This window comes from Acidimicrobiia bacterium, from assembly GCA_036271555.1.
GTDB lineage: Bacteria > Actinomycetota > Acidimicrobiia > IMCC26256 > PALSA-610 > DATBAK01.
Genome location: DATBAK010000012.1, coordinates 1 through 20,902, shown reverse-complemented (window position 1 = coordinate 20,902; position 20,902 = coordinate 1). Strand labels below are relative to the sequence as shown.

Genomic DNA, 20,902 nt, shown 5'->3' with positions numbered 1-20,902 from the left:
TCTCGTCTGCGCTCGCACTAACCGATCGCGCGCCGTCCTGCTTCACGCGCCGCGCCCATGATCTCGGGCCGGCCCATCCGCCACGTGACGGTCAGCTTCACGCGCGTCAGAAGCCAGGCGTCGGTGGACCGCACGAGCTCGTTCTCGTAGAAGCCGCCGACCGTGTACCACGAGTCGTCGACATCGGGCTCGAACACGTGGTGTGCGCGCACGTACATCGTCACGCGTGCGCGGTCGCCGTTCACTTCGACGAGTGGGTTCGTCATCGCGTGCTGCGACGCGTGCAGTCCGGTGAACTGCGGACGGATCTGCGCGACCCAGTCGTCGGCCGCCATCTCGACCGGCGTGCGGTTCGCGTCGTAGCCGGAGAAATCGACCGTGACACGGTCCGTGAAGATCGCGCGGTACGCGTCCCAGTCGCGCGTGTCCACCCCGCGCGCGTACCGGTAGAGCGTCTCCGCGACCGCCAGCTTGTCCTCGACCGACACGTGCGCCCCCTCTCACGCAATCGCGACGCCCGCGGTTGCGTTCCGCTCGACGCGTCCAGCATGACGCGAGCGGCGGGGGGCACGCGTGGGGCCGCGATCCGCGCGCCGCTCAGACCGGGCGCGCGCGGTGATCGCGATGGGCTACCTTGCACGGCGCGTGCAAGATTCTGCGGGCGCGGACGGCGCATGACGATCGATCACGACACGATCGATCACGACACGATCGACCACGACGCGCTGCGGGCCAAGTACCGCGAGGAACGCGACAAGCGGCTGCGGTCCGACGGCAACGACCAGTACCTGCAACCGACGGGCCGGTTCGCGTCGATGGTCGACGACCCGTACGTCACGCGCGTCGAGCGCGAACCGTGCTTCGACGAGGTGACCGTCGCGCTGATCGGCGGCGGGTTCTCGGGATTGTGTGTCGGCGCGCGACTGAAGCAGGCGGGGATCGACGACGTGCGCATCGTCGAGGTCGGCGGCGACTTCGGCGGCACGTGGTACTGGAACCGCTACCCGGGCGCGATGTGCGACACCGCGGCGATGATCTACCTGCCGCTGCTCGAGGAGACGGGACACCGGCCGTCGGCGAAGTACGTGCCGGCCCCCGAGATCTTCGAGCACTGTCATCGCATCGCGACCACGTTCGACCTGTACCGCGACGTCTTGTTCTCGACTGCGGTGACCGAGCTCGAGTGGGACGCCGCCGCCGCGCGCTGGATCGTGCACACCGATCGCGGTGACGCGTTCCGCGCCAAGTTCGTCGCGATGGGCACCGGGCCGCTGAGCCGACCCAAGTTGCCGGGCATCCCGGGGATTCAGACCTTCGGCGGTCACTGCTTCCACACGAGCCGCTGGGACTACGAGTACACGGGCGGCGACTGGCGCGGCGCGCCGATGACGAAGCTCGCCGACAAGCGCGTCGGGGTCATCGGTACCGGCGCGACCGCGGTGCAGTGCATCCCGCCCCTCGCGCGCGACGCGCAGGACCTGTTCGTGTTCCAGCGCACGCCGTCGTCGGTCGACGTGCGCAACAACCATCCGATCGATCCCGAGTGGTTCGCGACGCTCGAACCGGGCTGGCAGCGCGAGTGGCTGATGAACTTCGCGACGCTGCAGACCGGCGGCTTCGCCGACGAGGACCTCGTCAAGGACGGGTGGACCGACATCTCTCAGCGGATCCGGGACCGCATCGTCGCGATGGCCTCGACCGGCGAGGAGTTCACGCCCCAGCTCGTCGAGCGCGCGTTCCTCGAGAGCGACGACGAGAAGATGGAAGAGATCCGCGCGCGGTGCGACACCGTGGTCGCGGATGCCGACACCGCGCACGGGCTGAAGGCGTGGTACCGGCAGCTCTGCAAGCGACCGTGCTTCCATGACGAGTATCTGCAGGCGTACAACCAGCCGAACTGCCACCTCGTCGACACGAACGGCAAGGGTGTCGAACGGATCGACGAGACCGGGGTGTGGGTCGGCGACGTGCACTACGACCTCGACTGCATCGTCTACGCGTCGGGGTTCGAAGTCGGTACCGCGTACGACCGGCGTGCCGGGTACGACACGATCGGTCGCGGCGGCGTGCGGCTCTCCGACGCCTGGGCAGATGGCATGGAGTCGATGCACGGCATCCACGTGCACGGTTTCCCGAACCTGTTCATCATCGGGTTCGCGCAGGGTGCGAACCTGATCTCGAACGTGACGTCGAACCTCGCCGACGCGGGGGTGACGATCGCCGCGGTCGTGCGGCGCGCGCTCGACGCGGGTGCCGACGAGGTCGAGGTGAGCGCGGCGGCCCAGGAACAATGGATGGAGCTGCTCGAGACCGGAGCTGCGTCGTCGATCTTCGGCAGCCCCGACTGCACGCCCGGCTACTACAACAACGAGGGGCAGCCGCTGAGCTCGCGTGCGCGGTTCGGGATGGCCGGCTACCCGGCGGGACCCGTCGCCTACTTCGAGTTCATCGACAAGTGGCGCAACTCCGGCGCCTTCGAAGGGCTCGAGTTCAGCGCCCGCTGATCATTTTCCGGAACCGGGCTCGCTCATCTTGGCGTGCGTCTTCGCGAGCGCGGTGTCGGGAAGAACCTTCGCCGCCGCGACCTGGGCCTTGTTCTTGAGCGATCCGGCGATGACGTGGTCCTTGCCCGCCATCATCGCCTCGTAGCCGTCGCGCGCGACGTCGGCGGGGTCGTCCTTGTCGGAGTGGCCGAGCTTGGTGTCCTCCATGTCGGCGCGCTCGAAGAACCTCGTGTCGGTCGGGCCGGGCATCAGCGCAGTCACGGTGACGCCGGACTCCTTCAACTCGGTGCGCAGCGCCTGCGCGAACGAGTAGAGGAACGCCTTCGACGCGTTGTACGTCGACATGTACGGGCCCGGCATCGTCGCCGCGATAGACGACGTGAAGAGCACGCGACCCTGACCGCGCTCCACCATTGCGGGCAGCACGCGACTCGCCAGCTCGACTGCGCCGCGCACGTTCAGGTCGACGAGCCGCAGATGATCCTGCACGTCGGTCTCCACGAACGGGCCGGCGACGCCGACACCCGCGTTGATCACGAGCGCGGCGACACCGCGGCCATCGGCCTCGGTGCGGGCGACGAGCTGCTCGACGCCGTCGGACGTCGCGAGATCGGCTCGGACCGGATCGGCGCCGGCGCCGGTCGTGCGCAACATCTGCGCGGCATCGTCGATCGCGGCGTCGTCGGCCGCGACCACGAGGTCGAAGTCGTGCGCCGCGAGCTCGCGCGCGAGTGCGAATCCGATACCGCTCGACGCGCCGGTGACGACGGCAAGCGGGCGGAGCGCGGTATCGGTGGCGGCCATGCGGCAGCTCCTCGTCTCGATGTCTCGTCTTACAAGGCAGGGTCGAAGACGACCTTGATCGCGCCGTCTTCCTTGTGCTGGAACATCGCGTAGGCGTCGGGTGCCTTCTCGAGCGGCACGCGGTGCGTGGCCAGATCCTCGACACCGAGCGGGTCGTCGTCGTCGAGCAGCGGCATGATGTCGTCGACCCAGCGCCGCACGTTCGCCTGTCCCATGCGCAGCGCGAGCTGCTTGTCGAACATCTGCAGCATTGGCAGCGGATCGACCGCACCGCCGTAGACGCCGCTGATCGACAGGGTGCCGCCGCGACGAACGATCTCGATCGCGGCGCGCAGCGCGGCGAGCCGGTCGATGCCGGCGTTCTGCATCAGCTTCGACGCGATCGGGTCGGGGAGGATCCCGACGAATGCCTGCGCCGCCTTCGACGCCGGCGACCCGTGCGCTTCCATGCCGACGGCGTCGATCACCGAGTCCGGGCCGCGTCCATCGGTGTGCTCGCGCAGCTCCGCGGCGAGATCGTCGTACTCGGTGAGGTCGAACGTCTCGACACCGTGGCGCTTGGCCATCGCGAGCCGTTCGGGCACGAGGTCGATGCCGAACACGTGGCTCGCACCGCGATGGCGCGCGATGCGCGCCGACATCTGACCGATCGGGCCGAGGCCGAGGACCGCGACGGTGCCCCCGTCGGGGATCGCCGCGTACTCCACGGCCTGCCATGCGGTGGGCAGGACGTCGGAGAGATAGAGGAAGCGCTCGTCGCGCGGCCCTTCGGGAACGCAGATCGGGCCATAGTCGGCGTGCGGCACGCGCATGAGCTCGGCCTGACCGCCGGCGACCTCGCCGTAGAGCTTCGTGTACCCGAACAGCGACGCGCCGGTGCCGTGCTCGTGGACCTGCGTCGTCTCGCACTGAGACTGCAGTCCGTGCGTGCACATCCAACAATGGCCGCACGAGATGTTGAACGGCACGACGACGCGATCGCCGGGCTTCACGTTCGTGACCCCCGACCCGACCGCTTCGACGACACCCATCGGCTCGTGCCCGAGGATGTTGCCTTCGCCGATGAACGGACCGAACAGCTCGTAGAGGTGAAGGTCGGATCCGCACAAGCCGCTCGAGGTCACGCGGACGATCGCGTCCGTGCTGCTCTCGATCGTCGGATCGGGGACGGTGTCGACGCGTACATCGCGCTTCCCGTGCCAGGTCAATGCTCGCATGCGGCGCTCCTACCCGACTCGTGCCGCGTCAATCGGCGACGCGCTTCGGTGACGCGCGTGACGTGCCGGCGCCCGCGATCGCGTTTCGCGCTGTAACCGCGCGCGGTACGAAGCGGTGATGGCGAACGTCGCGCATCCCGAAGGTTCCGATCCGGTGCTCGCGGGCGAGGCGCAATTCGGGTTCGCGCACGAGCCCCGGCTGTTGGCGTCGTCGCGGCTGTTCGGCGTCACACCGCGGACGGCGTACGTCGAGGTCGAGGGCGACATGCTGCACGCTCGCTTCGGACCGTGGGTCGTACGCACACCGACTGCGAACGTCGCCGATGTGTCGGTCACGGGTCCGTTCCGCGCGTGGAAGATCGCGGGACCGGCACGCCTGTCGCTCTCGGACCTGGGGCTGACGTTCGGGACCGCGACGAGCGCCGGCGCGTGCATCCGCTTCCGCGAGCCGGTTCGCGGCATCGATCCCCTCGGCCTCGTGCGCCATCCGGCACTCACGGTCACCGTCGAACGGCCCGAGGCTTTGCAGCACGTGCTCGGCGCGTCTGCGGATGCGTCGGCGCCGACGCGCGATTCGCTCCGGCAGCGCCTCACGAGAGGCGCGCTCCACGGCCTCGCGGCGACCGCGGTGATGAGCGTCCCGATGCTCGCCCTGCAGCGTCTGGAGCACGACGAACGGACACCGCCGCGCGTCATCGTCGACCACTTCCTCCCCGCGCGCCTGCTGCCGGACGGGATGATGCGGTGTGCCGCCGCGTGCGCGCATGCGGTTTACGGAGCGGCGGGCGGCGCACTGTTCGGCGCGTTCATCGGGCCTCGGAGCGCGCGCCGCTCGGTGCGACACGGGCTCGAGCTCGCAGCGGGTCTGCTGCTCGTGAGCTACGAGGGCTGGGTGCCCGCCGCGGGCATCCTCCCGCGCTGGCACCGGCAGGGCGCCGTGCGCGCCACCAACCTGCTGGTGAGCCACGTCGTCTACGGGACCACGCTCGGAAGGCTCGAGCGCTCGTTGTTGCCGTCGGAGAGGCGGTCGCGCACGTCCGGGTGATCGAGTTCGAACGCGTCGAGCATGCGTTCGACGTACGCCTTCTCGTCCGTCGGCGGCGGTCGGGATGCTGTCGGTCGCCGCCACGACTCGTCGACGAGGTGATCCTCGCGGCCGGGGCAGTAGGTGCCGACCGACGACGCGTGCACGAACGCGTCCACACCTGCGGCTGCGACCGCGCGCAGCACGCGCCGGATTCCGATTGCGTTGGCGTCCCACGTGACGCAGCGGCGTCGAACCAGTGCTCATCGTCCGGCCCGGTGCGCCGCGAGCGTCTCGCGCGGTGCACGAAACTGGTCCTCGACGGGGATGCCCTTCTCGTCCGACGGATTGAGCGACATGACCCTCCGCTCGGTTCGCGTCCGAGTACCCGCGCCCGGCGCGATCGCAACCGCGCGCGCACCGCGTATGCGAAACGTCACGCCGCAATGGCGCGCGCGACGTTCGAAGCTGGTTCGCGTGCTCTCGCGAGTTGGCGAGAAGCGGCTACGCGTGCTTCCAAGTCACGGAGAACGCGGTGCCGTTGCTGCGCAGTGGAGAGACGGTCGCGTAGGTCACGCCGTCCTTGTGCTCGCGGACGCGGGCGTGGTCCCAGTGCGCGTCGCTGATCGAGCCCGAGTGGCCGGTGATGTCGGTCGCGCGCACGCCCGAGTAGCTCATCGTTCCGTAGTCGGCGAGCGGGAAGTAGCCCGAACTGCCGAGCATCTCGACGTCCTCGGTGATCGCCTCGGCCGAGCTGCGGTCACAGGTGAGTCCGCGGCCACACTTCTCCTGCCGCGTGAAGCCCTTGCCGGTCGTCGTGTCGCGGACCTTGATCGTGAACACCTTGGTCGCACGCGTGTACGTGACGCGCGCGGTGATCGTGTCGCCCGCCTCGATCGGGACCACGGTCTGGATCGCGTTCGTGGGGAACATCTCCCACCACAGCGAGTACTGCGGGGTTCCGCCCTTGCGGAAGCAGCGCGCCGACGACCCGCCCTGCTCCACCGTTCCGTCGTACCAGCCGTCGAGCCCGGCCCAGAAGACGGTCCACGCGGTCTTCGCCTCGCATCGCACCGTGGGCTGCGTCCACGTCGCCTCGACCGCGTTGAAGTCGGTGCCGCGGCTCGGCGCGGCAGTGAAGTAGCCGGCCCAGTTGCGCGAGGTGAGCGCGGTGTTCGTGATGCCGCGTGCCGGCCCCGCGTCGGCACCTGCCGTACCGTCGGCCGCGCCGGCCGCGCTCCCGATCGGCAACGCGATGCCGAGCAACATCACGGCCGCCGTCACGAGTGTCGCCGAACGCCGCATCGCCCCGCCTCCGCCCCGACCGCGTGCCTCGCGCCCGCACCATGGTCGAGGGGCGGCCGACGGACTGTCAATACGGCGGCGCGGGTGGCTCGTCAGTTCGCCGACGGCGGGGCCTCGAAGCGGCCGAGGCCGTAGTCGCCCTCGATCGTCGTCCGGTGCATGCAGCGCACGTGCTCCGGGTCCATCCCCGACACCGAGTGCAGGCAGCGCCAGTTGTCCCAGGCGAGCATGTCGGTCGGCTGCCAGCGGTGGAAGTAGCCGAGACCGCGCGCGGCCTCGACGATCTCGTCGCAGATGTCCATGAGCAGCGCGTCCGCGTCGGCCGGCTCGCGACCTTCGACGCCCTTCGCCATCCACGGCGACACGTGCAGCACCTTCTCGCCGGTGCGACGCGTCCACACCGCGGGATGCAGCGCGCGCGGTCGACCCGCGAACTCGGCCATCACGTCGGTCGACTGCGCGGCGGGCTCGACTTCGACGAGATCGTCCGGCCGTCCGTAGCGCAGGTTCCCCATGATCACGTCCATCGCGTAGATCACGGTCTCGCCTTCGATGCGTGCGCGCGCCGCGGGGCTGATCGCCTGGTAGAGCGCGATGCCGTCGACGAAGCCGGTGAGACCGCCGTCGTTCGGACCTTCGACGCAGCGCAGCACGCCGGCGCGATTGAGCTGGTCGTTGTAGCAGTGGTCGAAGTGCCAGGGCAGCCACGACGAAAGCTCGCGACCGTCGATCTCGATCTTGCCCGGCGCGTTGGGCTCGTGACGCATCTCGATCACTCCGAGCATGTCGTCGCCGCCGGCGCGGTGCACGGCCTGGCTCGGATGATCCTTCAACGGTCCGATCACGGTGCTGATCGCGACCTGCATCGCGGGCGTGGGGTCGACGCCCTCGAAGATCAGCAGACCGAACTCCTCGAAGTGGTCGTTGATCGCGGTCCGCACGCCGGCGTCGGCGAGGCGTTCGTGCGTGACCCCGCCGATGCGGGCGCCGAAGTGGAGGTCGTCGCGAACCGGCTCCACGGTGATCGTCGTCATGGCGGCACGGTACTGCAGCAGGCGGCTGCGTCCGGGGGGCGCGGTGCACCCGCTTATGCTCGCGGGCGTGATCGACGTCGGCCGGCGGCTCATGGTCGCGATGTGCATCGGGCTGCTCGGCCTCGTGCTCGCGATCGGGCTCGGTGTGCGGAGCAATGCGACCTCGACGTCGTGCACCCATCCGTGTGATGGCGGTGCGCCGTCGACCGCGGTGTCGGGTTCGCATTCTTCGATCCCGTGTCTTCGTGACGCCGCATGCTCGGGCGGGATCGCGCTCGGTTCCGGAGCCGGTCTCGCGGTCGCGCTCGTCGTTCCGGCTGCGCTCGCGGGCTTGGCGCTCGCGGTGACGCGCCTCCGCCGGTCGCGATCGGGTGCGCTCGCGCGCAGCCGGCTGCTCGACGGCGGCCGCTTCCGCCCGCCGCGCGTCCTTCTCGGCATCTGACCGCGCGCGCGTCCGCGCGCGGCTTGGTCGCGCCGGTTGATCCTGGCGCCGTCGAGGAGCACTTGTGAGTACCGAGACGTTCTCGCGCTTCTTCGCGTTGTTGTCGCTGCTGTGCTGGGTCGCGACCGTTGTCACGATCGCGACCGCGTACGCGGCGCACCGGTTCGGCGGCGTGTGGTCGCGCCGCTTCGACGAGCTGCGCGAATCCGGCCTCTGGCTCGCGTGGATCGTCGCGCTCGTCACGACGCTCGGGAGCCTGTACTTCTCCGAGGTCGCGCACTTCACCCCCTGCCGGTTGTGCTGGTACCAGCGCATCGCGATGTACCCGCTCGCGATCGTGCTGTTGGTCGCGGCGGCGCGTCGTGATCGCGCGATCGCGTGGTACGTCGTGCCGGTTGCGACGATCGGCGCGCTGTTCGCGGTCTACCAGACGCAGCTGCAGGCCTTTCCCCACCAGCACTCTTCGTTCTGCTCGACGACCGATCCCTGCACGACTCGCTACGTGTGGGAGTTCGGCTTCGTGTCCTTGCCTTTCATGGCGCTCGCCGCGTTCGTGTTCGTGATCACGATGACGCTGTGCGTGCGCCGAACCCGATCCGAGGAGGAATCGTGAGCAAGCAAGCAAAACGACCGCGCCGTCCGCAGGCCCGAGCGAGCTCGGGGCGCGGCTGGTGGATCATCGGTGGGGCCGTCGTGCTGATCGGCGCCGCGCTCGTCGCCGCGGTCGCGACCGGCGGCTCGTCCGGCGGCGGCGGTGAGAAGCCCGCGTCGGCCGCGCTCGCGAAGCAGGTGACGTCGGTTCCCGCTTCCGTGTTCAGCGCGGTCGGGGCCGGCACCGCGACCGGCGCGCCGAAGTCGATCAACGCGTCGGCGCTCACGCTCGACGGGAAACCGCACGTCCTCTACATGGGCGCGGAGTACTGCCCGTACTGCGCGACCGAGCGCTGGGCGATGGTCGTCGCGCTCTCGCGCTTCGGCACCTTCTCGAACCTGAAGACGACGCATTCGTCGTCGACCGACGTCTTCCCGAACACGCAGACGTTCTCGTTCCACGGCTCGACGTACACGAGCCGGTACCTCGCGTTCACCGGGGTCGAGATGCAGAGCAACGTGCGCAGCGGCGACGGCTACAAGACGCTCGAGACGCCGACGAGCGCGCAGCAGCAGATCCTCGCGACCTACGACCAGGTTCCGTACATCGGATCCAACCCGGCGGCGAACGGTGGGATCCCGTTCATCGACTTCGCGGGGAAGTACGTCAGCAGTGGCGTGACCTACGACCCGTCGCTGTTGCAGGGCAAGAGCCTCGACGAGATCGCGAGCGCGCTGCACGATCCCACCAGCGCGATCGCCAAGGGTGCGATCGGCGCTGCGAACGGGCTCATCGCCGCGATCTGTGGGATCACGAACGGTCAGCCCGCGGCGGTCTGCTCGTCGCTGCCGAACGGATAGAACGCTCGCGTGATCCGCACGATCATCGGTTTCCACGCCGACGACGCCGGCGAGTGGGTCGCGGACCTCTCGTGCTTCCACGGCCAACACGTCCGTCACCGGCCGCCGTTCTTCGACCGCGAGTGGGTGACGACCGCGTCGGGCCGCGGCGCGCGCATCGGGACCGAGATCGAGTGCCCGTTGTGTGATCGCGCCGAGCTCCCGGACGACCTGCACGTCGTCCGGACCGCGGGACCGTTCGACGCGACCACGCTGCCGCAGGGTCTCCGGCGCGATCATCGTGTCGCCGACGACGTGTGGGGACGCGTCCGGGTGACGAGCGGCTCGGCGCGCTTCGTGACGGACACGGAGCCGCCGATCGATCGTTTGCTTCGGGGCGGGGACGCGCAGCCGATCCCGCCCGGCGTCGCGCATCGCGTGGTCGTCGAAGGGCCGGTGGAGCTGGAAGTGGACTTCCTGCAACCGGGACTTGCGCCCGGGGTGTGATCTCCACTCGGCTTCCCGTTCGTGGAGCATCGGATTACCGACCTGCGCACGCCCCGGCGCGACGCGCGCGAGCAGGCGCTGTACGACTTCGCGTGCTCGCTCGAGGTCGATCTCACAGGTGACGCGATCACGGAGTCGGCGGTGCGCGTCACGGGTCTCGACACCTTCGACGATCCGACGGTGCTCGACCGGCTGCGCGCGCAGGTCGACGCGGTGAACCTCGACACCGGCCTCTCGGGACTCGGTCGCTTCCTCGTGCGCCGACGACTCGAAGGGTTGCTCGGCGCGCGCCTGCGCTTCGACGACTTCGTGCGCCGGTATCCCGAGGCGCTCGATGTGGACCTCGAACCGCCGGTGATCGTCGTCGGTCTCCCACGTTCGGGCACGACGCATCTGGTGAACCTGCTCGCGGCCGACACGCGCTTCCGTGCGCTGCCGTGGTGGGAGTGCGTCGAGCCGGTGCCGGTACTCGGCGACGGGCCCGCCCGGGACGGCGTCGATCCGCGGTACCTCCGGTCGTTGGCCGACTGGGACGCGGGCAAGAAGGCCGCACCGCTCACGCAGCACATGCACGACCGTCCGCCGTGGAGCATCGAGGAGGACTGCGAGCTCGTCGACCTCGACTTCTGCTCGTACACGCTCGAGTGGCACGCGCGCGTGCCGTCGTGGCGTGACACGTACCTCGCGCTCGACCAGCGCGTGCACTACGCGTTCCTGCGCAGAGAGCTGCAGGTGCTGAGCTTCTTGCGCGGCCCGCGTCGCTGGGTGCTGAAGACGCCGCAGCACCTCGAGCAGCTTCCGGCGTTGATGGAGACGTTCCCGGACGCGACGATCGCGCTCACGCTGCGCGATCCCGTCGCGGTGTTGCAGTCGGCGATCACGATGCTCGCCTACGGCGACCGGCTGCGGCGCGTCGAGATCGACGCCGACGGGCTCGCGACGTATTGGGTGGACCGGCTCGAACGCTTGTTGCGCTCGGCGGTGCGCGATCTCGACGTCGTCCCGAAGGATCAGCGCGTCGACGTGGAGTTCGGAGCGTTCATGGCCGACGACCTCGCGACCGCGTGCCGGATCCTCGACCGCGCCGGGATCGACCTGCCTCATGATGCGCGTGCCGCGCTCGCCGACTACATCGCGAGCAACCCGCGTGGCCGCGACGGCAGCGTCGCCTACGACCTGCGCGGCGACTTCGGTCTCGAACCCGACGACGTTCGGGAGCGGTTCGGCTTCTACCTCGACGCGTTCCCGCAGATCCGCGCCGAGGTGCACTGATGCGACAGGTGCGCGTGCACGGTGTCGACGATGTGCGCGTCGACGACGTCGACCCGCCCGTTCCCGGTGCGCGCGACGTGGTCGTCGAAGTCGTCGCGTGCGGCATCTGCGGCACGGATCTCGGCTACATCCGCCACGGCGGAGTCGCGGGTCCGGGCCCGGAGCCGATGCCGCTCGGCCACGAGCTGGCGGGTGTGGTCCAGTGGGTCGGCCGCGATGCTCGTGGTATCGCAGTCGGTGACCGCGTCGTCGTGCACCCGGGCGACGACGAGCTCGGGCGCATCGGGAACGGCGCTCCGGAAGGTGGTCTCGCGCGCGAGGTGCTCGTGCGCGACGCGGCGCGGGGCGACCGGCTGTTGCGCGTCCCGGATGGCATGCCCCTCGATATCGCCGCGCTCACCGAGCCGCTGAACGTCGGGATGCACGCGGTCGAGCAGTCCGACGCGGCCGCGGAGGAGCGCGTCGCGGTCTTCGGCTGTGGCCCGATCGGTCTCGCCGCGATCGCGACGCTGCGCGACCGCGGTGTGACTCGCATCGTCGGCGTCGATCTCAGCGCGCGGCGGCGCGAGCTCGCGGTCGCACTCGGCGCCGAGGCCGCGCTCGATCCGCGCACCGACGACGTGTGGCGCGAGCTCGCGCAGCTCCACGGCTCGACCCGATCGATGTTCGGAGCTGCGCCCGCGACCGACGTGTACATCGAGGCGTCCGGTGCGGCCCGGGTCATCACCGACTTCGTGGGCCGGGCGCGCCGGGGCGCGCGGCTGGCAATCGTCGCGCTCCACTACGAAGCGGTGAGCACGAACTTCCTGCTCGTGATGGCGAAGCAGCTGACGATCCGCGGGTCGATGGAATACCCCGAGCGGTTCGAAGCGGGACTCGAGCTGCTCATGCGGCGCGACCTGTCGGTCATGATCACCGATCGGGTGCCGCTCGACCGGTTCGACGACGCGCTGGCGGTGCTCGCCGGCAGCAAGGACTGCGGGAAGGTCATGGTCATGATCGGCGACGAACGATGAGCGGCATCTGGCGCGAACGGCCGGGCGCCGACGCGATGAGTCCCGCGACCGACGCGCCCGCCCAGCCGATCGGCGACCGCATCTGGATGTCGACGGGGATGTCGAACAGCTATTGCCTCGGCACCGACGACGGTCGCATCGTCGTCAACACCGGCATGGGCTTCGAGGGCGTGTACCACCGGCGGAAGTACGACGCCGTCGCCGCGGGCCCGACGCGCGCGGTGATCCTCACCCAAGGGCACTTCGACCACGTCGGCGGTGTCGACACGTTCCTCGAACCCGACGGCACGACCGACGTGATCGCGCACGCGAACTGGCAGACGTGGCGCGACGACAACGCGCGGCTCGAGCACTTCCGTTCGTCCAACGCGGCGTTCGCATTCATCGAGCCGATCCTCGCGGCGATGCAGCACGCGCAATCGGTCGGCGCCGCGGCCGCGCAGTCGAAGCCGAGCCCGACCGTGACGTTCGAGGATCGCCTCGAGCTCGACGTCGGCGGCCGGCACATGGAGTTGCTCGCCGTGCCCGGAGGTGAGACCACCGACTCGCTCGTGGTCTGGCTCCCCGACGAGGGCATCGCGTTCACGGGCAACCTGTTCGGACCGCTGTTCGGTCACGTGCCGAACCTCGTGACGATGCGCGGCGACCGCTACCGCGACCCGCTCGAGTACATCCGCTCGATCGAGCGCGTGCTCGCACTCGCCCCCGAGCGTGTGATCACCGGCCACTTCGAGCCGGTCGACGGCCGCGCGCGCATCGCAGAGGAGATCACGGCGCTGCGCGACGCGATGCGCGCGGTGCACGATCAGGTCGTCGACGGGATGAACGCGGGTGCCGACGTGCACACACTCATGCGCTCGGTCGCGGTTCCCGAACAACTCGACGTCGGTGAGGGCTACGGCAAGACCGCGTGGAACGTGCGCGCGATCTACGAGCTCTATACGGGATGGTTCCATCACCGTTCGACCACGGAGCTCTACGACGTTCCGCCGTCGGTGATCGCGCGCGATCTCGTCGACGCGGCCGGTGCCGACGCGCTGGTGGCGGCGGCGCAGGCGCGGCTCGCGGGCGGCGAGCCGGTTGCCGCGCTGTATCTCGCCGACATCGTGCTCGACGTCGAGCGCACGCACGCGGGCGCGATCGACGTCGCGGTCGCCGCGCACGCGGCGCTGCTCGCGGCGTCGACGAACTTCTGGGAGTCGGCGTGGCTACGGCGCGCGATCACGAAGCTCGGCGGCGCGTCGTGAACGGCGTTGCGTTCGACTTCTCGGGTACGCGGGTGCTCGTCACCGGAGGCACGCGCGGCATCGGCCATGCGATCGCGTCGGCGTTCGTCGACGCGGGCGCGGAGGTGACGATCACGGGCACGCGTGCATCGGCAGACGAATACGACGTCGATCTGTCGCGCTTCTCGTTCGGTTCGCTGCAGATGACGGATCCCGAGGCGATCGACCGTCTCGCATCCGACGTCGGCGCGCTCGATGTGCTCGTCAACAACGCGGGCGCGACGCTGCCGGGTGGGCGCGACGAGTGGCGGCCCGACGTCTTCGCGGAGGCGGTGCAGCTCAACCTCCTGGGCGCGATGCGGCTGACGACCGGCGTGCGCGCCGCGCTCGCGGCGAGCGATGCGGTCGGCGGCGCGAGTGTCGTGAACATCGCGTCGATGACTTCGTACCGCGCGAACCCGATCGTGCCCGGCTACGGCGCCGCGAAGTCCGCGCTGCTGTCGTTGACACGGAACCTCGCGGTGGCGTGGTCGGGCGTCGGCGTCCGGGTGAACGCGGTCGCGGCCGGCGTCATCGACACGCCGATGACCGCGCCGATGGCCGCACTCCCGGAGATCCTCGACACCGAGTTGCGCCACATCCCGATGGGGCGACTCGGTGCGCCTGCGGAGGTCGCGGGCGCGGTGCTCTGGATGTCGTCGCGCGCTGCGAGCTACGTCACCGGCGCGGTGCTCGCGGTCGACGGCGGTTATCTCACGCTGTGATCGCGGCGCGTCAGCGCCAGGGCATGAGCGATTGCATCATGCCGTCGGGATCCTCGACGAGCTCCGTGTACAGACCCAGCGCGTCGTGCGTGTCGAGGTAGCAGAACTGCAAGCTGCCGAACCGGCCACCCATGAGTCTCGGAAATCCGAGGTCGTGCGCACGCGCGACGTAACCGTCGAGATCGTCGACGAGGAAGCCGAGATGATGTGCGCCCGGCCCGTTCGCGGCGAGGAACTCCGCGTGCAGGCTCTGACCACGCACCGGTTGAATGAGCTCGATCTGCACGTTGCCGCTGCGCGCGAACCCGATCGCGAGCGCCGCGCTCACGCGCTCGCCGCGCAGCTCGTACTCGAGATCGGTCGCGGGCAGGTCGACGAACTCGCTGCATCCGAGGCCGGCGCGCATCGAGTGCTCGGCGGCCTCGAGATCGGCGACGACGAACGCCTGCTGGAACAGACCGGCACCGACGAGTGCGAGCAGACCGCCGATGTTCGACACGGCCGTGGATGTTACGGCGGCGACGCTACGAACAGGCGGGGAGCACGCCGAGCGACGGCACGGTGTAGTCCGGCGGTGGCACCGGCGGCTGCGACGGATCCTGCAGCGCGATGGCGTAGACCATCACGAACGGCCCGCGCGGGATGTCGGGCGCCTCGCACGTCGCGCTCGCCGCACCGAGCGCGACGTTGTGGTCGTCGTGCAGCGCGGCGACGCCGTCGACCCAGCGGTACGGGCTGTGATTGCCGACGATGGTCGACACGTTGCGCGCGACCTCGGTGTCCTTCACCGGCTCGGCGAGCGCGGAGGCGCGATACGGCGTGCCGACGACGACCGCAGAGTCCGCGGGATTCGACGCGCTGAACGTGTTTCCGCTGACGATCGCGTGGTCGTCCTCGACGCGCACGCCGAAGTCGGCGCCGACGATGGTGTTGCCGCGCACCGTGTTCTTCGCGGCGCGGTCGAGGGTGATCGCCTGCAACGGTCCGGACACGTACGGCACGTCGCTGCAATCCATCGGGTACACGTTCTCGCCCATGCGCGACCCGATCCACACACCGGTTCCGGCGCCGACGATCGTGTTGCCGGCGATCGTGTTGTGCTCGGCGCCGTAGCGGTGGTCGAGCCAGTCGGCGGGATCGGTGTGCACGTTCTCGCCGCAGTTCGTGTAGAGGAACACGCCGCCCGCCGAGTTGCCGAGGAGCTGGTTGCCGCGGATCAGGTTGTCGCTCGAGCCGTCGACCGCGATGCCTTCACGACCCGGTCCCCAGAAGCGCACGCCGACGCCGTTGAACGTCGTGTTCGTGCCGCCCGGCCCGTTCTCGACGAAGCCGTTGGCGCCGAACACGCTGTCGACGATGCGCGCGCGGAGCGAGCCCTCGTCGAGGTACACACCGGTGCTCGCGGCGCCGGTCACGACGTCGCGGCGGAGGGTGGTGCGCGTCACGTACGGGTGCACGTAGATGCCGACGGCGTGCGTGTCGCTGATGTGCGTGTCTTCGACCGTGACGTTGCGGAGGTAGTGGTCGTACTCGTGGCCGGCCGCGAGCTGGTTCACGCCGTTGCGCGCGATGTCGACACCGTGCGAGAAACCGTCGATCCGGCAGTTGCGGATCGTGACGTTCGAAAGGTTCGAGTCGGCGTCGGTGTAGACGGCGATCGCGTTCACGTCGCCGGTGGCGCGCTTCAGGAGCGCGTTGCGGCAGTCGAGGATCACGCCGGACGCGGTGATGTCGAACCCGCCGGTGTACGTGCAGTGCGGGTCGAGGCGCGAGCTGACGGTGATCGTGACGTGCTCGTTCGCACGACTGCAGTCGATGAGCGGCGCGGAACCCGGGCTCGGGGTGGTCGGCGTGCTCGCGCCTGCGCCGACCGCCGCCGGGATCATCAGCGCGACGACCGCCGTCACCAAGCACACCGATCGCAGCACCGCCCGCACGCTCGCATCATCGCGCCCCACCGACCGCCTCTGTCCACCCGCGGGTGGGGGTTATAGGGCGCGGCTGAAGGATTGCTCGGCGCCGACGACCGCCGTCGTCAGTCCTCCTCGCTCGATGCGTGGCGTCGTCGCGACCTTGTCGGCACCGAGAAGCACCGTCACGCCTTCGGTGAAGATCGAGGCCAAGCCGAGCGGCTCCGTCCAGTTTCCGATGTCGTCTCGGAAGTTCGGCAGACCCGTCGTGCGACCGAGGACGAACCCGAGCAGGGTGAGGCCCGCCGTCGAGGCGATGTCAAAGAGCATCCGGCAGTCGTTCTCCAGATGGCACTGGCCGGCGAGCGCTCCTGAGCCGTCGTGTTCCGGCGTGCGTCTAGCGAGGGCGATACACGTCGGCGCGGTGCTCGATCCGCACGACGCGAACAGTGTGCTCGTCCGCGACGATCCGGTAGACGATGCGGTACGCGCCGCGGCGTGCAGAGTGATCGCCGGCGAGTTCACCGTGCAGGGCCGTGCCCACGCGCTCGGGCTCGGTGCTCAACGGGCCGACCATGAACTCGACGACCGCGGCCGCGACACCTTCGGGTAGCCGGCCGAGCGAGCGTTCCGCAGACGCTGCAACTCGCAGCGTCCAGGTCATCGCTTCAAGTACTTGGCGCGCAGTTCCCGAGCATCGAGAGCGCTACCGGCATCGATCTCTGCTTCCGCGCTGCGGATGGCGCGGACGGCCTCCGGGTCGGACAGGATCTCGAGCGTCTCTTCCAGCGATTCGAGATCCTCGGGCGAGATGAGCACCGCCGCGGGCCTGCCGTTGCGGGTGAGGACCACACGATCGTGACGAGCCTCGACGCCGTCGACGATCTCCGAGAGTCGCTTCTTGATCTCGGCGAGCGGAAGCGTCGTGTCGGACATGACCAGAATTCTAGTCATGTGCGCGGCGTCTCGGCCGCGGAAACGGTCCCGGTCGTGCGCTTCGTCAACGATCTGACCTTGCTCCCTGCTCTCGTCGCGCTCGCGCTCGCGGCCGCAGTCTTCGACCGGTTTCCCGTCGCTCCGGCCGACCTTCTCCGGGCCGAGATTCCGCGCGCGTTCGTCGAACCCGAGGTTGGCGCGATGGCAACACACCAAGTCGCCAAGACGGCGAGTCGCAGCGTTCTCGGCAGCATGAACGAGTTCGCGTACCTCGCCGCGCCGATCGTGCCGACGATCCGAATTCGAGTGAACGCCGTCGGCTTTGCTTCCGCGAAGTGGAGCTGATGGGACTCGAACCCACGACCCCTTGCATGCCATGCAAGTGCTCTTCCAACTGAGCTACAGCCCCGGAGCCCGTTCACTGTAACGGAACGAGCCCCGGTCGCCGGGACCCCGTTCGGTAGCCTGCGAAGCGTGACCGACCGGCCCGCCGACGCGCACGACGACGTCCCCGCCCATCGCTACAACGCCGCGCTCGCAACCGCGATCGAGACGAAGTGGCAGGACTACTGGGCCGAGCATCACACCTTCTACACGCCGAACCCGACCGGTCTGCTGAGCGACGAGAACGCGCCGCGCGCGCGGCTGGCGAAGCGGTACGTGCTCGACATGTTCCCCTACCCGAGCGGCAGCGGCCTGCACGTCGGCCACCCGCTCGGCTTCATCGGCACCGACGTGTACGCGCGCTTCTCGCGCATGAGCGGTTTCAACGTGCTGCACACGATGGGCTTCGACGCGTTCGGCCTCCCCGCCGAGCAGTACGCGGTCGAGACCGGCACGCACCCGCGCGAGACGACCGAGAAGAACATCGACACCTATCGCCGGCAGCTGCGCCGCCTCGGCATGGCCCACGATCCGCGCCGCAGTGTCGCGACGACCGACGTCGCCTACTACCGCTGGACCCAGTGGATCTTCCTGCAGATCTTCAACTCCTGGTACGACACCGACGCCGATCGCGCCCGGCCCGTCAACGAGCTCGTCGCCGAGCTCGACACCGGCACCCGCCGGCCCGACGACGGCAGCACCTGGAGCGAGCTCGACGACGGCGCGCGCCGCGACTACGTCGACGCGCACCGGCTCGCGTACATCGCCGAAGCGCCGGTCAACTGGTGTCCCGCGCTGGGCACGGTGCTCGCGAACGAAGAGGTCACGGCCGACGGTCGCAGCGAGCGCGGCAACTTCCCCGTCTTCAAGCGGCCGCTGAAGCAGTGGATGCTGCGGATCACCGCCTACTCGGAGCGGCTGCTCGACGACCTCGACCTGCTCGACTGGACCGACTCCATCAAGCTGATGCAGCGCAACTGGATCGGTCGCAGCGTCGGCGCGGAGATCCGGTTCCCGGTCGTGAAGCACGACGGCATCGACATCCGCGTGTTCACGACCCGCCCCGACACGCTCTTCGGCGCGACGTACATGGTGCTCGCGCCCGAGCATCCGCTCGTCGACGCGATCGTGGCGCCGTCGTTCACGCGCTGCCCGGCCGGCTGGCGCGGCATCTTCGGTGCCGATGTCACGCCGCCCGAGGCGGTCGCGAAGTACCGCGAGTTCGCGGCGCGCAAGAGCGAGCTCGAGCGGCAGGCCGATGCGAAGGAGAAGACGGGCGTCTTCACCGGCGCGTACGCACTGAACCCCGTCACCGACGAGAAGATCCCGATCTTCATCGCCGACTACGTGCTGATGGGTTACGGCACCGGCGCCATCATGGCGGTGCCGGGTCAGGACGAGCGCGACTGGGAGTTCGCCGAGCAGTTCGGGCTCCCGATCGTGCGCACGGTGCAGCCGCCGGACGACTTCGACGGCAAGGCCTACGTGGGCGACGGTCCCGCGATCAACAGCGGCCCCCTCGACGGTCTGCACGTCGTCGACGCGAAGCGCAAGATGATCGAGGGCCTCGAACGCGGCGGTTGGGGCCGCGGCACGATCACCTACAAGCTGCGCGACTGGTTGTTCAGCCGCCAGCGCTACTGGGGCGAGCCGTTCCCGGTGGCCTACGTCGCGGACGGCGAGTCCGACGGCGGGCCGTCCATCCCGCGCGCGCTGCCCGACTCCGATCTGCCGGTGCTGCTGCCCGACGTCGACGAGTACGCCCCGAAGACCTTCGCCCCCGACGACCGCGACTCCGCCCCGGAGTCCCCGCTGGCCCGCGCCACCGAGTGGACCTCGTTCTCCGAGGACCTGGCGTCGGACCCGGAGCGCGGCTGGGCGGAGTACGTGCGGGAGACCAACACGATGCCGCAGTGGGCGGGCTCGTGCTGGTACCACCTGCGCTACCTGGACCCGACCAACACGCAGCGGTTCGTCGACCCCGACGTCGAGCGCTTCTGGCTGGGCCCGCGCCCGGAGGTCTTCGGACCGGCGGACCCCGGCGGCGTGGACCTCTACGTCGGCGGCGTGGAGCACGCGGTGCTGCACCTGCTGTACGCGCGGTTCTGGCAGAAGGTGCTGTTCGACCTCGGTCACGTGTCCGCGTCGGAGCCGTTCCGCCGGCTGTTCAACCAGGGATACATCCAGGCCTGGGCCTACATCGACGCCCGCGGCGTGTACGTGCCCGCCGAGGAGGTCGTGGAGTCCGCCGACAGCCCGGACGGCACGACACGATTCATGTGGAACGGTCAGCCCGTCACCCGGGAGTACGGGAAGATGGGCAAGTCGCTGCGGAACGTGGTGACCCCGGACGAGATGTGCGCGACGTACGGGGCGGACACCTTCCGGCTCTACGAGATGTCCACCGGGCCGATGGAGGCCTCGCGCCCCTGGTCGACCCGCGACGTCGTCGGCTCGCAGCGCTTCCTGCAGCGGGTGTGGCGCCTGATGGTGGACGAGAACGACGGCTCGCTGCGGGTCGCCGAGGCCGGGGATCCCTCCGACGACACACTGCGCCTGCTGCACCGCACGATCGACGGCGTGCGCGCCGACTTCCCGGCGATGCACTACAACACCGCGGCCGCGAAGCTGATCGAGCTGGCCAACCACCTGACGAAGACCTACCCCGAGGGTGGTCTGCCCCGGTCGGTGGCGGATCCGCTGGTACTGATGCTCTCGCCGCTGTGCCCGCATCTGGCCGAGGAGCTGTGGTCGATGCTCGGTCACCCGCAGTCCCTGGCCTACGCACCGTTCCCGGTGGCGGACGAGGCGCTCCTCGTGGAGGAGACCGCCGAGTACCCGATCCAGGTCAACGGGAAGGTCCGTTCGCGGATCACGGTGCCGGCGTCGGCGTCGGACGACGAGGTGCGCGCAGCCGCGCTGGCCGACCCGAAGGTCGTGGAGCTGCTCGAGGGTGCCGAGCCCCGGAAGGTGATCGTCGTGCCGGGCCGCCTGGTGAACATCGTCAAGTAGCTCGGCGCCCGAGCGCGGACTTTCCCGGCGTCGCCGAGCATGATCGCGGAATCGTGCGCGACATGCGCAAGATGTCGATGCGGCGCGCTCACGAAGTCCCGATCTACTCCGTCG

At 69.6% G+C, this 20,902-nt stretch carries 22 protein-coding genes, 1 tRNA gene and 1 pseudogene; 12 read left to right on the top strand and 12 right to left on the bottom strand.

Annotation, left to right across the window (positions count from 1 at the left end; translation table 11 throughout):
* Positions 1 to 17 precede the first annotated feature (17 nt).
* The gene (locus VH914_05065) at positions 18 to 488 is read right to left on the bottom strand and encodes a nuclear transport factor 2 family protein (protein ID HEX4490560.1); all 471 of its coding nucleotides are present in this window, start codon (positions 486 to 488) and stop codon (positions 18 to 20) included.
* Positions 489 to 674: 186 nt separating this feature from the next.
* Between VH914_05065 and VH914_05060 the strand changes: the two genes are divergently transcribed.
* Entirely contained in the window at positions 675 to 2,504 is a 1,830-nt protein-coding gene (locus tag VH914_05060; protein HEX4490559.1) for an NAD(P)/FAD-dependent oxidoreductase, read from the top strand.
* On the opposite strand, the gene VH914_05055 is transcribed toward VH914_05060, so the two are convergent.
* Positions 2,505 to 3,308, bottom strand: a complete 804-nt coding sequence (locus VH914_05055; protein HEX4490558.1) for an SDR family NAD(P)-dependent oxidoreductase — start codon at positions 3,306 to 3,308, stop codon at positions 2,505 to 2,507.
* A 29-nt stretch (positions 3,309 to 3,337) separates the two neighbouring features.
* The gene (locus tag VH914_05050) at positions 3,338 to 4,525 is read right to left on the bottom strand and encodes a zinc-dependent alcohol dehydrogenase (GenBank protein ID HEX4490557.1); all 1,188 of its coding nucleotides are present in this window, start codon (positions 4,523 to 4,525) and stop codon (positions 3,338 to 3,340) included.
* Positions 4,526 to 4,643: 118 nt separating this feature from the next.
* Between VH914_05050 and VH914_05045 the strand changes: the two genes are divergently transcribed.
* Positions 4,644 to 5,570: a hypothetical protein gene (locus VH914_05045; GenBank protein ID HEX4490556.1), complete on the top strand. Its 927-nt coding sequence runs from the start codon at positions 4,644 to 4,646 to the stop codon at positions 5,568 to 5,570.
* Here VH914_05045 and VH914_05040 read toward each other — a convergent pair.
* The 3 genes and pseudogenes from VH914_05040 to VH914_05030 all read right to left on the bottom strand — a co-directional run bounded on the left by VH914_05040 (position 5,555) and on the right by VH914_05030 (position 7,888).
* A pseudogene (locus tag VH914_05040) lies at positions 5,555 to 5,788 on the bottom strand (NAD-dependent epimerase/dehydratase family protein). The gene VH914_05045 and the pseudogene VH914_05040 sit on opposite strands and share 16 nt — an antisense overlap.
* 265 nt (positions 5,789 to 6,053) lie before the next feature.
* Positions 6,054 to 6,854, bottom strand: coding sequence for a G1 family glutamic endopeptidase (locus VH914_05035; GenBank protein ID HEX4490555.1), 801 nt, complete (start codon positions 6,852 to 6,854; stop codon positions 6,054 to 6,056).
* Between the two features lie 92 nt (positions 6,855 to 6,946).
* A complete protein-coding gene (locus VH914_05030) occupies positions 6,947 to 7,888 on the bottom strand; it encodes a TauD/TfdA family dioxygenase (GenBank protein HEX4490554.1) in 942 nt (313 codons plus the stop codon).
* Between the two features lie 67 nt (positions 7,889 to 7,955).
* On the opposite strand from VH914_05030, the gene VH914_05025 reads away from it, so the two are divergent.
* The 8 genes from VH914_05025 (at position 7,956) to VH914_04990 (ending at position 14,546) form a co-directional block, all read left to right on the top strand.
* Positions 7,956 to 8,330 carry a hypothetical protein gene (locus tag VH914_05025; GenBank protein ID HEX4490553.1) on the top strand — a complete coding sequence of 125 codons (375 nt, stop codon included), beginning with the start codon at positions 7,956 to 7,958 and terminating at the stop codon, positions 8,328 to 8,330.
* Positions 8,331 to 8,394: 64 nt separating this feature from the next.
* Entirely contained in the window at positions 8,395 to 8,943 is a 549-nt protein-coding gene (locus VH914_05020) for a disulfide oxidoreductase (GenBank protein HEX4490552.1), read from the top strand.
* Positions 8,940 to 9,782, top strand: coding sequence for a DUF929 family protein (locus tag VH914_05015; GenBank protein HEX4490551.1), 843 nt, complete (start codon positions 8,940 to 8,942; stop codon positions 9,780 to 9,782). Before VH914_05020 ends, VH914_05015 begins: the two co-directional genes overlap by 4 nt.
* A gap of 9 nt (positions 9,783 to 9,791) precedes the next feature.
* Positions 9,792 to 10,268 (top strand): DUF3565 domain-containing protein, encoded by a 477-nt coding sequence (locus VH914_05010; protein ID HEX4490550.1) that lies wholly within the window; start codon positions 9,792 to 9,794, stop codon positions 10,266 to 10,268.
* Between the two features lie 21 nt (positions 10,269 to 10,289).
* Positions 10,290 to 11,540, top strand: a complete 1,251-nt coding sequence (locus tag VH914_05005) for a sulfotransferase (protein ID HEX4490549.1) — start codon at positions 10,290 to 10,292, stop codon at positions 11,538 to 11,540.
* Entirely contained in the window at positions 11,540 to 12,556 is a 1,017-nt protein-coding gene (locus VH914_05000; GenBank protein HEX4490548.1) for a zinc-binding dehydrogenase, read from the top strand. Before VH914_05005 ends, VH914_05000 begins: the two co-directional genes overlap by 1 nt.
* Positions 12,553 to 13,803: an MBL fold metallo-hydrolase gene (locus VH914_04995; GenBank protein ID HEX4490547.1), complete on the top strand. Its 1,251-nt coding sequence runs from the start codon at positions 12,553 to 12,555 to the stop codon at positions 13,801 to 13,803. The genes VH914_05000 and VH914_04995 overlap by 4 nt, the downstream gene beginning before the upstream one ends.
* Positions 13,761 to 14,546 carry an SDR family oxidoreductase gene (locus tag VH914_04990; protein ID HEX4490546.1) on the top strand — a complete coding sequence of 262 codons (786 nt, stop codon included), beginning with the start codon at positions 13,761 to 13,763 and terminating at the stop codon, positions 14,544 to 14,546. The genes VH914_04995 and VH914_04990 overlap by 43 nt, the downstream gene beginning before the upstream one ends.
* A gap of 10 nt (positions 14,547 to 14,556) precedes the next feature.
* On the opposite strand, the gene VH914_04985 is transcribed toward VH914_04990, so the two are convergent.
* From VH914_04985 to VH914_04965, 5 genes are all read right to left on the bottom strand, one after another.
* Positions 14,557 to 15,045 (bottom strand): VOC family protein, encoded by a 489-nt coding sequence (locus tag VH914_04985; protein HEX4490545.1) that lies wholly within the window; start codon positions 15,043 to 15,045, stop codon positions 14,557 to 14,559.
* A gap of 25 nt (positions 15,046 to 15,070) precedes the next feature.
* A complete protein-coding gene (locus VH914_04980) occupies positions 15,071 to 16,453 on the bottom strand; it encodes a right-handed parallel beta-helix repeat-containing protein (GenBank protein ID HEX4490544.1) in 1,383 nt (460 codons plus the stop codon).
* Between the two features lie 81 nt (positions 16,454 to 16,534).
* Positions 16,535 to 16,786 carry a hypothetical protein gene (locus tag VH914_04975; GenBank protein HEX4490543.1) on the bottom strand — a complete coding sequence of 84 codons (252 nt, stop codon included), beginning with the start codon at positions 16,784 to 16,786 and terminating at the stop codon, positions 16,535 to 16,537.
* A 67-nt stretch (positions 16,787 to 16,853) separates the two neighbouring features.
* On the bottom strand, positions 16,854 to 17,120 hold the full coding sequence (locus VH914_04970; protein ID HEX4490542.1) for a type II toxin-antitoxin system RelE/ParE family toxin: 267 nt from the start codon (positions 17,118 to 17,120) through the stop codon (positions 16,854 to 16,856).
* Positions 17,117 to 17,392, bottom strand: a complete 276-nt coding sequence (locus VH914_04965) for a type II toxin-antitoxin system Phd/YefM family antitoxin (protein ID HEX4490541.1) — start codon at positions 17,390 to 17,392, stop codon at positions 17,117 to 17,119. Before VH914_04965 ends, VH914_04970 begins: the two co-directional genes overlap by 4 nt.
* 201 nt (positions 17,393 to 17,593) lie before the next feature.
* On the opposite strand from VH914_04965, the gene VH914_04960 reads away from it, so the two are divergent.
* Entirely contained in the window at positions 17,594 to 17,737 is a 144-nt protein-coding gene (locus VH914_04960) for a hypothetical protein (protein HEX4490540.1), read from the top strand.
* Here VH914_04960 and VH914_04955 read toward each other — a convergent pair.
* Positions 17,729 to 17,801 (bottom strand) — tRNA-Ala (locus VH914_04955). The two genes, VH914_04960 and VH914_04955, sit on opposite strands and share 9 nt — an antisense overlap.
* Before the next feature lie 65 nt (positions 17,802 to 17,866).
* Here VH914_04955 and leuS point away from each other — a divergent pair.
* On the top strand, positions 17,867 to 20,788 hold the full coding sequence (leuS, locus tag VH914_04950) for a leucine--tRNA ligase (protein HEX4490539.1): 2,922 nt from the start codon (positions 17,867 to 17,869) through the stop codon (positions 20,786 to 20,788).
* Positions 20,789 to 20,902 lie beyond the last annotated feature (114 nt).